Below are 12,898 nucleotides of genomic sequence, written 5' to 3' on the forward strand. Positions count from 1 at the left end.
ATGATTTTGGCACCACTGAACATCATATTTTGAGTCCGTGATGGGGAAATCAGTTGATTTAGGGCAGGCTTTATTGTTGGGCAGTAGATATTCATCTCATAGGTGCTTTTTTTATTCAAGTCACTGCATTTTTAAAATCAGATTGTACGATGAAGTGGAGTTTTATTGATAAATATCGGGTTGGTTTGGTACATGACGGAAACGTTTATAGCCCCATACATAATCGCTTGGAGAACGATTAATCATTTTTTCTATTTCATGATTGAGTGCAGTCGTAGCAATCTGAATATCTGCATGGTAGAGGTCAGGATGATCTAACATGTCACAATAGATATCGAAGCCTTGACCATCTTCTCGACGAAAACAGCTTAATCCCACCAAATGACATTTGGTTTTTTGTGCCATTTTACTTGCGAGGGTACTAGTTAGTGTATGTATTCCAAAAAAAGGAACAACAACACCTCCAGATGGGTGTGGCACGTGATCGGGTAAGATCACACTTGAGCCACCTGATTTTAAATTTTTAAATAAGAGTTTCACACCATTTATGTCTGTAGGCACAAGTTTTGAACGTAGTGCTTGTCTAGATTGTAAAACAAAAGAGTTAATGAGTTTTTCTTTAATCGGTTTATACATGATGGTGAGCTCGGTATGCTGACACACCCATGCATTCATCATTTCCCACGTACCTAAATGTGGGGTGATGATGAGTGTACCGTGTGTATCAGCAAAAGCACGTTTTAAGAGATCTGCACCATGTACAGTATGAATTTGTTGAATGCTCCATGCAGGAGGCATTGCCCAGCATTTCATAAACTCGGCATAAGATAAGCACTGTTTAACCACACTTTGTTTGGCCAAAGCTAAACGTTCATCATCATTCATCTGAGGGTAAGCCAGTTTTAAATTAATGAGTACTTTTCGGAGCATGCCTTTGTTGGGCTGACGATTTAGCCACCATGCACATGCTCTAGCCACAGACTGTATAGCCGTGAGTGGAATATAACGAAAAATATGAAGTGGTTGCATAGGTTTATATGATGTAAGTTTATGATCTATGATAGAACGGGATTATAAATGAAAAAATAGGCTATGGCGTGTTTATGGCCATACAAAAATAGCTCATAGAGTATGAGCTATTTTACGATTGGATACAGTGTTAATTTAGCGATTTACGTCTGAATTGCCTTTGAGTACCATATAAATTAAAGACAAAAAAATCAGTAAAGCGGCAGAAAGACTGCTGACACAGAAATATAAAATACGCTGGTATGTCGTGATATTGAATAGCCCGTTATGCAAAATGTAGTTCATGATGAACCACTGCACAAGAGAGAACACAATAATGACCAATGCACGACGGCGTACTTCAGGACGCATAGCCATAATGTAACCCCTGTTGGAAATGTGCAAAATATTATGCCACTACATTTGATGAAGCACAAATATTGAATACTGCATGTTTTTAATTTCAGTGAAAAATAAAAGACAATAAAAAACCTCTAAATGAAGACACATTTAGAGGTTTTAAAGAGATGTACAAGAGTTTAACTGTCTTGTTTTTTCTGCTCGCGTAAGCGAATGCCTAAATCTCGAAGCTGGTTGGCTTCAACAGGCGCAGGTGCTTCTGTTAACGGGCATTCAGCTGTTTTTGTTTTAGGGAACGCAATCACATCACGAATAGATTGTGCACCTGTCATGAGCATGACAAGACGGTCTAAACCGAATGCAAGACCACCATGTGGAGGTGCACCATATTTTAAAGCATCGAGCAAGAAGCTAAATTTATCTTCTGCTTCTTCATCCGAAATACCCAGTGCTTCAAAGATGGCTTTTTGCATCTCTAATGTGTGAATACGCAATGAACCACCACCAATTTCTGTGCCATTTAATACCATGTCGTATGCTACAGAAAGTGCTTCACCCGGATTATTTTTCACATCTTCTACACTGCTTTTTGGTAGCGTGAATGGGTGATGTACAGATGTCCATTTGCCATCATCTGTTTCTTCAAACATTGGGAAGTCAACCACCCATAACGGTGCCCATTCACAGGTACTTAACTTTAAGTCATGGCCAATTTTTACACGTAAAGCACCAAGTGCATCATTTACAACTTTGGCTTTATCTGCACCAAAGAATACGATGTCACCATTTTGTGCGCCAACACGTTCAAGTAATTGGAGTACAATTGGTTCAATAAATTTAACAATCGGTGATTGTAAACCTTCAATGCCTTTTTCAAGCTCATTGACTTTAATGTATGCAAGGCCTTTGGCCCCGTAAATGCCAACAAATTTGGTGTATTCATCAATTTGGCTACGAGAAAGAGTGCTTGCATTGGGTACACGAAGTGCTGCAACACGGCCTTTAGGGTCTTTTGCAGGCCCTGCAAAGACTTTAAATTCGACCGATTGCATGAGGTCTGCAACATCAACTAATTTTAATGGGATGCGCAAGTCAGGTTTGTCTGATGCATAGTCACGCATGGCTTCGCTGTACGGCATTTTTTGAAATTTACCACCAAACTCAACGTTTAATAAGTCTTTAAACAGTTTAGTGGTCATACCTTCCATTAAATCCATGATTTCGTCATCATTTAAAAATGAAGTTTCAACATCGATTTGAGTGAATTCAGGTTGGCGATCAGCACGTAAGTCTTCATCACGGAAACATTTTGCAATTTGATAGTATCGATCAATACCACCCACCATGAGTAATTGTTTAAATAACTGTGGTGATTGAGGCAATGCATAAAAACTACCATTCGATACACGACTTGGTACCAAATAATCGCGTGCGCCTTCAGGAGTTGCGCGAGTTAAAATAGGTGTTTCTACATCTAAGAAGCCATGATCGTCTAAGTAGTTACGAATCAGATTGGTGACTTTAGAGCGAAAGCGTAAACGATCCAACATTTCAGGACGGCGAATATCTAAGAAACGATATTTTAAGCGAATGTCTTCTGAAACTGTGGTGTTTTCATCATTAAGTGGAAATGGTGGTGTTTCAGAGCTTGCAAGTACTTCAATGTCTTTACCAAGCACTTCAATTTGTCCACTGACCATATTGGCATTTTCTGTGCCTTCATAGCGTTTGCGTACACGACCTGTAATTTTTAATACAAACTCTGAACGGGCTTTGTCTGCAGTGGCAAAGGCATCTGGTGTATCTGGGTCAATCACGACCTGTACAAGACCATCACGGTCACGCATATCAAGAAAGATGACACCGCCATGATCACGGCGACGGTGTACCCAACCGCAAAGTGTAACTGTTTGATCAATTTGGGCTTCTGTTAGTGAGCCACAGTAATGTGTTCGCATCATGGCGTGTTATGTCCAACGTCTATTATTTAAAAATTCGTTTAAAGTACGCTAGGCTATACTTTTTAGGGCATTCAATTATGCATGTTTCGTGGTATAGCCTCAAGGACTTGTTCAAAAAACATGATAAACAGTGATGAAATGACCATGAGATGAAACTTTCATTCATGTTGATGATATCACTTGTAAAAAATACAAAATGTTATAACATAACTAAAAATAAAACGAGATGATTGTCATGCAGTTTCAAAAAAAATGGTTTGCTTTGTCTTTACTTGCATGCGCTGTACAAAATGTACTTGCACAAACCCCAGCAGTAGACAATTTACCTGCCATTGAATTGAAAGGGGAAAAAAATCTAGCCGTACAGCCAGATCATGCCGCAGGTGATTTTACAGTAAAACAAAAAGACTTAATCGAGGGCGCAACGACCATTGGTAATGCTTTAGATGGACGAGCAGGAATATATGCAGCGCAATACACAGGAGGAGTGAGCCGTCCTGTGATTCGTGGTTTAGATGGTGCACGTGTAAAAATCACTCAAAATGGGGGCGATGCTTTAGATGTTTCATCGGTTTCACCTGACCATGCTGTGACGGTTGACCCTAATTCTGCACAAGAAATACAGGTATTAAAGGGGCCAGAAAGTTTATTGTATGGCGCAGGTTCAGTGGGTGGTTTAGTCAATGTTGTCGATGATAAGGTGCCTAGTCGCATGCCTGATCATGGCTATAGTGGCCGTATGGGTGCACGCTATAACACAGGCAGTGATGACATGTTGTATTCAGGACAAGCTGTAGTTGGTTTAGGTGAACACATTGCTCTGAGTGCAGGGGGCTTAAACCGTCAAGCCAATGATTATATTTTACCGAAAGATTTACAACAGGATGGGCGCAGACAGTCGGAAACATTTGCGCGCTCACAAGATGCAAATGTGGGTTTGTCTTTGATTACAGATCGAGGATTTATGGGGGTTGCTTATAGTGAACGCCATGATCGTTATGGCATTCCAGGTGATAATGCATTATATGGTGCATGTGAGTTAAATGATACTCATACAGGTTTTCGAGCAAATAGTTGTGGTCATGCTGCTATAGATGCAGATGATGCAATATCATGGATTAATTTGAAGCAAAAACGTTATGATTTTAAATCAGAATTAAATGATCCATTTGCAGGGTTTTCTAAATTAGCATTGCAGGCCAATTATACAAAATATGAACATCAAGAAATGGATGGAGATGTACCAGATACAACCTTTAATAGTCATGGAACAGACAGCCGTTTAGTATTGACGAATACGCCATGGGCAGGTTGGACAGGACAATTTGGTGTACAATATACAAAACAAAAGCTTAATATTGGAGGGGATGAATCATTAATGGATCCAACCAATACACAGCGTTACAGTATATTTGGACTGCAAGAAAAACAAATCGATCAAGTTCACTTACAAATATCTTCTCGTATAGATCATCAAAAAATTGATATTCAACAAGGTCAAACCAATCCAGAAGCGAAAAACTTTTCAGGGACTGCATATTCCGTGGCAGGATCTGCCGATTGGGAATTTGTTCCAAACTATAAGTTGTCTTTCACTGCATCTCATCAAGAGCGTTTGCCTATGGCACAAGAGCTTTATTCAAATGGGAAACATATGGCAACCAACACCTATGAGTTGGGTAATGATCAGCTATCAACGGAAAAGTCGAATAATGTAGAGCTAGGCTTTCATTTTGATAATGATCAGTTGAAATATAATGTGAGTGTGTTCCACAATTGGTTTAATCACTTCATTTATGCAAATACTTTAGATCAATTCCAAGATTTTCGCTTGATTCAATATAGCCAAGCAAAAGCCCGTTTTTATGGTGTAGATGCAGATATGAGTTATCAATTATCTTCTGTATATAATATAGGCGTATTTGGGGACTATGTACGAGGTAAATTAACAGATCAAGGCAATGCACCTCGTGTGCCAAGTGGCCGATTAGGGGCAAAAATATCTGCACAGTTTGACGATCATTATAATGCTAATATTGAGTATTATCATGTGTTTAATCAAGATGATATTGCAAATTACGAAACACGTGGTCAAAGCTACAATATGTTAAATCTTGCAATGGCATATGATGGTCACTTGACCAGTAAATTAGATTATCGTGTTTATACCAAGGTAAATAATTTATTAGACAGTAAAATTTATCAACATGAATCATTTTTGTCTCAAGTACCACAAGTGGGACGTAATTTTACAGTTGGTGTAGACTTTAAATTTTAAAAAAGCTGTAAAATTTACTTGAAAGTTTGTGTAATTAAACTTAGCCTGACCACAATTGGTCAGGCTTTTTTGTATGCGTATTTTTCAACGATTTCAAAATAAATTTCAGTGGTCTAAGCAACGTTATTTCATTTCTATACTGAGCGTTTTATTTTTGGTTTATGTGGCATCTGCCATTTACCATACTGTAAAACCTTTACCTGAGGGCCTAGATTATACAGGGCCTTTGCGAGCAGCCAAAGTTGAATTTATTGCTGATCAAACATTGGTTAATGCACAAGGGCAAGTATACACCGAACAACATATCTTTAATGCCATGTTAGATATGGTGCATCGTGCAAAAACAACGATTGTTTTAGACATGTTTTTGTTGAATGATCGTTTTGGACAAACAAATCCACCGACCAAACGCTTGTTTGCTCAAGAGTTGGTACAAGCACTTGTTGAGAAAAAACGTTTAGATCCAAACATGAATATTATTGTCATGACTGATCAAATGAACTCATTATATGGGTCAATTTTGCCTGAGGAATATGTACAGTTACGCCGTGTGGGTGTAGAGCTTGTTGAAACCAACTTAATATCATTGCGTGCTTCAAACCCGATGTGGTCTGGGTTATGGTATTTATGTTGTCAAGGTTTGGGCAATGATGTTGGGGGTGGATGGTTGCCTTCCCCTTTATCTTCAGATCGACTCACGCTCAGAAGTTATTTAAATTTTCTCAATTTTAAAACTAATCATCGTCGTAATTTAATTGTAGATACAAGCGAAGGTTGGCAAGCATTGGTTGGATCAAAAAATATCAATGCAAGTGGCGATTTTCAAAGTAATACTGCAGTTATTGTACATGGCGCTGCTGCAGTGGATGTATTAAATAGCGAACAACCTGTGGCGAAAATGTCAGATACAGCGTTGCCGTATGTTCTGATAAAAGATGAACCAATTACAGCAAATACATTACAAGCACAAGTGTTAACAGAGCAAGCGATTGGTCGAGCAATGGTTGAGTTACTTAATCAGGCTAAAAAAGCAGATCATGTCGATGTTGTGGCATTTTGTTTGTCAGATCGCCAAGTGATTCATGCGTTAAAAGCAGCGCACAACCGAGGTGTGAACGTTCGGGTTTTACTCAATCCAAATCAAGATAAGCTCACACGTTATAATAATGGCATGCCAAATCGAGCAGTTGCACAAGAATTATTTCATGCAGGGGTGAATGTACGTTGGTGTGAACGCTGTCATGCTCGAATGCTTGTTAAGCGTGATGCAGCACAACAACGTGCAGAACTTATTTTAGGTTCGGCCAATATGACCAGTCGTAATTTGCGCAATTATAACTTAGAAACAGATATACGAGTCGTGGGTTTAGCCAATGATCCTGTATTTATGCAAGCGCAACAGCATTTTAATCAAAGTTGGTTAAATGAAGGAAATGTACATAAAAGCGTAGCGTATGAGGAGTTTGCAAGTTATTCTCGTGTGAAATATTGGCTGTATCGCTTTATGGAGTGGACAGGATTTTCTAGTTTTTAATGAATACACTCAGCCATGCGGCTGAGTGTAATTGTTTTAAGCCAACTCATCGTCTTCTGGGTTGAGTCGCTGTTCTGATCTTAAGGCATTTTTTTGTTTGATAATAGATGGGTAGTGCCAAGATGCATAACGTACAATAAAAATTGCGACTGCTAAAATTAATATGGCCCCTGAAATCACCAATAAACCAACGTCTGCTTTATGGTCGTGTTGAATCACTGAAATGAGTAATCGTGTTAATGCGGTGATTGCAATATAAATTAAAAAACGCACGGGCATATGGTTGGTTTTAAAGTAAATTCCAACCATTGCACCAAGTTCTAAATAAATAAAGAGTAATAAAATATCATCAATGGTGGCATATGATTTTTGTGTAAAAATATCAATCGTTGTATGAACTGCTGACCATGCAATCATACAGCCAATAATAAATAGTGCTAAATAATGAAACCCCTCGACGGCATAATTACCAATACGGTCTAATGTGGTTTCAAAACCGTGACCTGTTTTTTTTGAACTCATATCATAAAACCTATACTCTGACATTGTTTTCAGTATAGGGTCAAAGTATAGATTTTGTTATGTCTAATCCATAAAAAACGCGTAGAAACTCAGTGTAACGATGAATAGATTTAAGATTGTGGTGGCATTGGCTGAAAACGTAATTGACATTGTCCGTTAAACACTCGGTCATTGACATTAACCTGTACGGTGGCTCCGACCTCTTTTCCATCACAGACATGTTTAAATACTTGGTCATGTGGGCGTTGCATGTTTTTACGGTCAAATTTTTTAAAATGAGGTGCTTGAGGTGGTGGTGTCATTGCACAAGCACTGAGTAAAGAGAAGCTAAGCAAAGCAGTGCAGGTAAAAAGTGCGTGATGTTTACGTTGCATATTTGTTTTCCGATGGTTAAAAATATAGTGGTATAAATTTAAACAACCAAGATGAAGAAACAATGTAGAGTTTTTTGTGGCTATGTTGGGTAAAATAAGCTTTTTAAGACAGCACCGAGATTGTTCATTTGAAAGTTCGTCGTTTCCCCATCGCTTTGCGGTTGTTTTTAACTGTACTCATGACGACACTCGTGATGACAACCGTCAGCTTGGGTGTGTTTCAATGGACGATGAAGCAAAATTTCACGAAATATGTTGCAGATGTTGAAATACAAAAACTAGATCATCTGATTGAAAATCTTGCAGGCATTTACAGTATTTATAATGATTGGGGAGATGCAATACAGGCACAAATTCTACAAGTTGAAGGCAAGCCACAAGCCCATGATTTTGACCAACTGTCTAAAATGTGGTTGCGTCGTCAGTATGATATTGCTTATCAACAACGTTATTTTAAAGATAATGCCATTTTAAATGTGCCTAATGGGTTAGACAGTAAAGAGCGGCCTATGCCGAAAAGACATTTTACTGAACAACAAATTCAACAAATGGAAGAAAATTTACCTTCTGAATATCAACCCTTTGAAGGAATTAGATTTCCACTTTTTGAAAGTTTAAAAGGCTTTTCAAAAAGAAATCACCCTCAGTCGTCTCGTTTAAATCAAAATCAATCTGAAGAAAATACAGAAGATATGATAGAACGGGATTTTCCACCAATGAAGGAAAAAGACCCTGAAATTTCTAAAAAGTTTTTTCCGATGCCAGATCATTTGGGATTAAGTAATCGACTGGCATTATACGATGTCAATAAACATTTTGTGGTTGGTGAACCTGAGCAAATTAATCCAACGTATCGGCCTATTTTATTAGAAAATGAAGTGATTGGTTATTTAGGTTTGCAACCATCATTGGCACAAAATGATGTGTTGAGCGTGAACTTTTTTAGTTCACAAAAAAAAGTCTTATTTTTAATTTATATTGTGACATTTTTTACCAGTTTACTTATTGCATTATCGTTGGCTAATTATTTTAAACAACCGATTCAGCGTTTACTGTATGCAGCTAAAGAGCTCACCAAAGGGCACTTTCAACATCAGGTAAAAATACGCCGTAATGATGAACTAGGTGACTTATCTACCCAAATGAATGGTTTAGCCAATATCTTAAATCAACATGAGCAATCTAGACGGCAATGGGTGGCAGATACTTCTCATGAATTAAAAACCCCATTGGCGGTATTACAAGCGCAAATCGAAGCAATGCAAGATGGGATTCGGAAACCAAATGCTGAACATTTTTTGGCCATGATGAAACAAGTTGCAAGTCTTAAAAAACTGACTCAAGATTTAGCAGATTTGGCACAAGCAGAATCACAACAACTCACTTGTTATTTTACACTGATTGACCCTTGGCAGGTGGTGTGTGATGAAATTGAAAACTTTAGAACACAGTTTGAACGTTGTGAATTAAATGTCACTTACGAGGGTGAAGGTACTGATTTGTTATTAGATCAAGATCGTTTCAGACAAGTGGTGGTTAATATATTCAGTAACAGTATTCGTTATACTGAAAAAGGTGGACAAGTTCATATTCATAGCACACAAAACGATCAACATTGGCAATTGATCGTTGATGATAGTCCGCTTGGTTTAACAGATGTACAGTTAACGCATTTAGGAGAGCGTTTTTATCGTGCAGATGATTCAAGAGCCCGTACAACAGGTGGTACAGGTTTAGGTTTGGCACTGTCTTATAAAATTATTGCAATACTCGGAGGGGAGTTAACCTTCCATCATTCGCCTTTAGGTGGTTTACGCTGTGTTATTTGTTTTTTAAAGAAATAGATTGAGGATCGTTTGTGAAACATATTTTTTTAGTTGAAGATGAAGTTGAATTAGCAGGTTTAGTTAAAGATTATTTAGAAGCAGCAAATTTTGAGGTCTCTGTTTTTCATGACGGTCAAGACGCATATCAGCAATTTCTACAGCGAAAACCAAGTTTAATGATTTTAGATTTAATGGTGCCGCGTATGGATGGTTTAACCATTTGTCGAAAAGTGCGTCAACAATCTGATTTGCCGATTATTATGGTAACTGCTCGTACAGAGGAAATCGATAGAGTGCTCGGTTTAAATATGGGAGCAGATGATTATGTATGTAAACCTTTTAGTCCCAAAGAGCTTGTAGCACGTGTGCAAGCTGTACTAAGACGTTTAGAACGTAAAGAAGAGCAGGTGCAAGATGATTTGTTTGTGATCGAAAAAGCGCAACAACGGATTTGGTATAAACAAAAAGCACTGAATTTAACACCGACAGAATTTCGTTTATTTGAGCTCTTTTTAGAGCATGTGGGTCAGGTGTATTCTCGAGCACAACTGTTAGATTATTTAAATCCAGAAAATTTTGATGTGGCAGATCGAGTGATTGATAGCCACATTAAAAACTTAAGACGTAAAATTATTGATGCCACAGTTCAAGATATACAGTCTGATTGGATTCAGGCTGTATATGGTGTGGGATATCGTTTTGAATATCCTGATCAATATTAAGATGAACAGCTAATTGCAATTTCAGTGGCATCTATATGCGGAGGTTGTAAGTCAGATGCCCTTTCTTGCGCGGGTTGATGGGTAAATGGTGTGGCTAAAAGTGCAAATAAACGGGTGACCTCAGAAAAATCATCGTGTTCTGCACGTTCAATGGCCTGTTGTGCCATGTGATTACGCAGAATATAGCGAGGGTTGTGTTGTTGCATGCTGTCGTTTAATTGTGCTTGGTCTTGATGTATACGTATAGATTGATAACGTTGCATAAATGCATCAAAACCATCACGATCAATACAATCATCTTTTAACGCGTTAAAATGACCTTCTTGTAAACGAATAAAACTTTGAGTGTAATCGAGTTTTTCACGCTGTAGTATTTGTAAAAAATGTAAAGTGCACTCAAAACTCTCTTTATGAAATTGTGGCAAACCCATTTTAAAGCACATCTTTTCTTGATAGTGCTGTAAGAAAGTGACTTCAAAATCAGCTAAACAAGCAATCATGTGTTGTTTGAATGATTCTTTTTCTGTATGTGGGGCTAAAGGCATGAGGTTGTTGAGTAAAATCGACAGATTCCAATGTGCCATACGCGGTTGGTTTTGATAACAGTATCTTCCTTGATGGTCTGAGTGGTTGTTGATCCAGTCGGGTTTAAAACGTTCTAAAAACCCAAAAGGACCAAAATCGAGTGTTGAGCCTGTAATGTTGAGGTTGTCTGTATTCATCACACCATGGGCAAAACCAACCGCTTGCCAATCTGCAATCATTTTAGCAGTACGTTTCACCACTGCACGCGCAAAACTTAAAATAGGTTGTGGGTCTTCTAAACACTCGGGGTAGTGCCATGCAATACATTGCATGGCAAAATCACCGAGTAATTCGGGTGCATATTGATTAATCCATTCAAAATGCCCAAAGCGAATGTGGCAGTCGGACGTACGTAATAACATTGCGCCAGGTTCTAGCGTTTCACGCTGTACGCCTTGTTGTGAACTGGTAAATCCAACGGCATTACTTGAAGGAACACCCAAACTGTTTAATGCATGGCCTGCCAAATACTCTCGAATGACGGAGCGTAATACCGCTCGACCATCTCCGCCTCTTGAGTAAGGGGTTAAACCTGCGCCTTTAAGATGTAAATCAATCACCTGATTTTTTTTATTGAGTACTTGAGCAAGGAGTAATCCACGGCCATCCCCCAATTGACCCGCCCAATGTCCAAACTGATGCCCTGCATACACCATCGCTAAAGCTGAGCAATCACTGAGGGGGTGTTGTCCACTACAGATCTCTACCCATAATGCTTTTTCATCAGTACTCCATTGTAGCTCATCGGCCAATGCGACATTAAAATGTCCTGCTTTAGCGCCGTGTAATGGTTTGGGAGATTGTGATGTATACAATTTTGAATCAAGTTGATTATAGCGATTTTGAAATAACATATATGGCTCTTTATGGGGGGTTAAATATGCATTTGCATGAGCTGAGGGACATCAGTAATTAAACCATTTACTCCCCAGTCTTTTAATTGTCGTGCTCGTTCAGGTTGGTTAACTGTCCATACACTGACATTTAAACCTGCATCGTGAGTTGCTTTAATTTGGTCCTGTGTTGCAAGGGTGTTTAGCCAACCGATTTGGCAACACTCAAGTTTTAAAGCGTGATCTATGGCACGATGAGATGTATCTTCAACCAACAAACCTCGTTTGAAAGGGGAGGTGAATTTCTGTAAAGCCGTGAGGATTTTAACATCAAAACTTGTGATCACGAGGGTTTTATGAAAATGACTAGAGAGATTTTGATGTAACGTTTCAATTATTTTTTCAGCATCAGACATGCTTTGTACAGCTTTAATTTCTAATTCAATATGGGTGAAATGATCTATAATCTCCAAAACTTGTGTCAGCGTTGGTGTCGGCTCTTGGTGTGGCCAGTGTGGCCAAAGTTTACAGTGGTTGTGTTGTGGTAAGTGTCTTGCTTGGCAGTCAGTGAGAGGCTGTGATGTTCCTGTTGTTCGTGCTAAATTGTCGTCATGAATGACGACTAATGTATGGTCATGCAGTTGTCTAAGATCAAATTCGACAGCATCAATTCCCAACTGTTTTAAATAGTTGAATCCACCTAGTGTATTTTCTGGTGCTTCGTTGCGAGCACCACGATGACCAATAATTTGCATAGATTCACCTGTATGTTTAAATCAGCAATCGAAATAAAAGTTATCAAAAAGTTTGCAATTTGATTTGAGTTTGTGAACAATAAAATTTAAAAATTGCTGTGACCAAAATTGTGTCATAGCATTAGATCAAATCAATGAGA

General features: G+C 38.5%; 11 protein-coding genes. 4 read left to right on the forward strand and 7 right to left on the reverse strand.

Annotation, left to right across the window (positions count from 1 at the left end):
- Positions 1 to 162 precede the first annotated feature (162 nt).
- The 3 genes from I2F17_RS04915 to aspS all read right to left on the reverse strand — a co-directional run bounded on the left by I2F17_RS04915 (position 163) and on the right by aspS (position 3,329).
- A complete protein-coding gene (locus I2F17_RS04915; protein WP_196422279.1) occupies positions 163 to 1,029 on the reverse strand; it encodes a lysophospholipid acyltransferase family protein in 867 nt (288 codons plus the stop codon).
- A gap of 135 nt (positions 1,030 to 1,164) precedes the next feature.
- Positions 1,165 to 1,386 carry a hypothetical protein gene (locus I2F17_RS04920; RefSeq protein ID WP_196422280.1) on the reverse strand — a complete coding sequence of 74 codons (222 nt, stop codon included), beginning with the start codon at positions 1,384 to 1,386 and terminating at the stop codon, positions 1,165 to 1,167.
- 161 nt (positions 1,387 to 1,547) lie between these two features.
- On the reverse strand, positions 1,548 to 3,329 hold the full coding sequence (aspS, locus tag I2F17_RS04925; protein ID WP_211139233.1) for an aspartate--tRNA ligase: 1,782 nt from the start codon (positions 3,327 to 3,329) through the stop codon (positions 1,548 to 1,550).
- A gap of 235 nt (positions 3,330 to 3,564) precedes the next feature.
- On the opposite strand from aspS, the gene znuD reads away from it, so the two are divergent.
- Both znuD and I2F17_RS04935 read left to right on the forward strand, forming a co-directional pair.
- Positions 3,565 to 5,607, forward strand: a complete 2,043-nt coding sequence (gene znuD / locus I2F17_RS04930) for a zinc piracy TonB-dependent receptor ZnuD (protein WP_211139234.1) — start codon at positions 3,565 to 3,567, stop codon at positions 5,605 to 5,607.
- A gap of 73 nt (positions 5,608 to 5,680) precedes the next feature.
- Complete coding sequence (locus I2F17_RS04935; RefSeq protein ID WP_211139235.1) at positions 5,681 to 7,141, forward strand: phospholipase D-like domain-containing protein; 1,461 nt, start codon at positions 5,681 to 5,683, stop codon at positions 7,139 to 7,141.
- 36 nt (positions 7,142 to 7,177) lie between these two features.
- Here the strand turns inward: I2F17_RS04935 and I2F17_RS04940 are convergent, their stop codons facing one another.
- Together I2F17_RS04940 and I2F17_RS04945 are read right to left on the reverse strand one after the other, a co-directional pair.
- A complete protein-coding gene (locus tag I2F17_RS04940) occupies positions 7,178 to 7,663 on the reverse strand; it encodes a phosphate-starvation-inducible protein PsiE (RefSeq protein ID WP_211139236.1) in 486 nt (161 codons plus the stop codon).
- A 110-nt stretch (positions 7,664 to 7,773) separates the two neighbouring features.
- Entirely contained in the window at positions 7,774 to 8,037 is a 264-nt protein-coding gene (locus I2F17_RS04945; protein ID WP_211139237.1) for a hypothetical protein, read from the reverse strand.
- Positions 8,038 to 8,165: 128 nt separating this feature from the next.
- On the opposite strand from I2F17_RS04945, the gene baeS reads away from it, so the two are divergent.
- Positions 8,166 to 9,881 carry a sensor histidine kinase efflux regulator BaeS gene (gene baeS / locus I2F17_RS04950; protein ID WP_196422286.1) on the forward strand — a complete coding sequence of 572 codons (1,716 nt, stop codon included), beginning with the start codon at positions 8,166 to 8,168 and terminating at the stop codon, positions 9,879 to 9,881.
- A 14-nt stretch (positions 9,882 to 9,895) separates the two neighbouring features.
- Positions 9,896 to 10,585, forward strand: coding sequence for a response regulator (locus I2F17_RS04955; protein ID WP_196422287.1), 690 nt, complete (start codon positions 9,896 to 9,898; stop codon positions 10,583 to 10,585).
- Here I2F17_RS04955 and I2F17_RS04960 read toward each other — a convergent pair.
- On the reverse strand, positions 10,582 to 12,024 hold the full coding sequence (locus tag I2F17_RS04960; protein WP_211139238.1) for a protein adenylyltransferase SelO: 1,443 nt from the start codon (positions 12,022 to 12,024) through the stop codon (positions 10,582 to 10,584). The genes I2F17_RS04955 and I2F17_RS04960 overlap by 4 nt on opposite strands.
- A 20-nt stretch (positions 12,025 to 12,044) precedes the next feature.
- Positions 12,045 to 12,758 (reverse strand): glycerophosphodiester phosphodiesterase, encoded by a 714-nt coding sequence (locus I2F17_RS04965; RefSeq protein ID WP_196422289.1) that lies wholly within the window; start codon positions 12,756 to 12,758, stop codon positions 12,045 to 12,047.
- Between the last annotated feature and the right edge of the window lie 140 nt (positions 12,759 to 12,898).

The sequence above is a fragment of the Acinetobacter baretiae genome (assembly GCF_015627105.1).
GTDB lineage: Bacteria > Pseudomonadota > Gammaproteobacteria > Pseudomonadales > Moraxellaceae > Acinetobacter > Acinetobacter baretiae.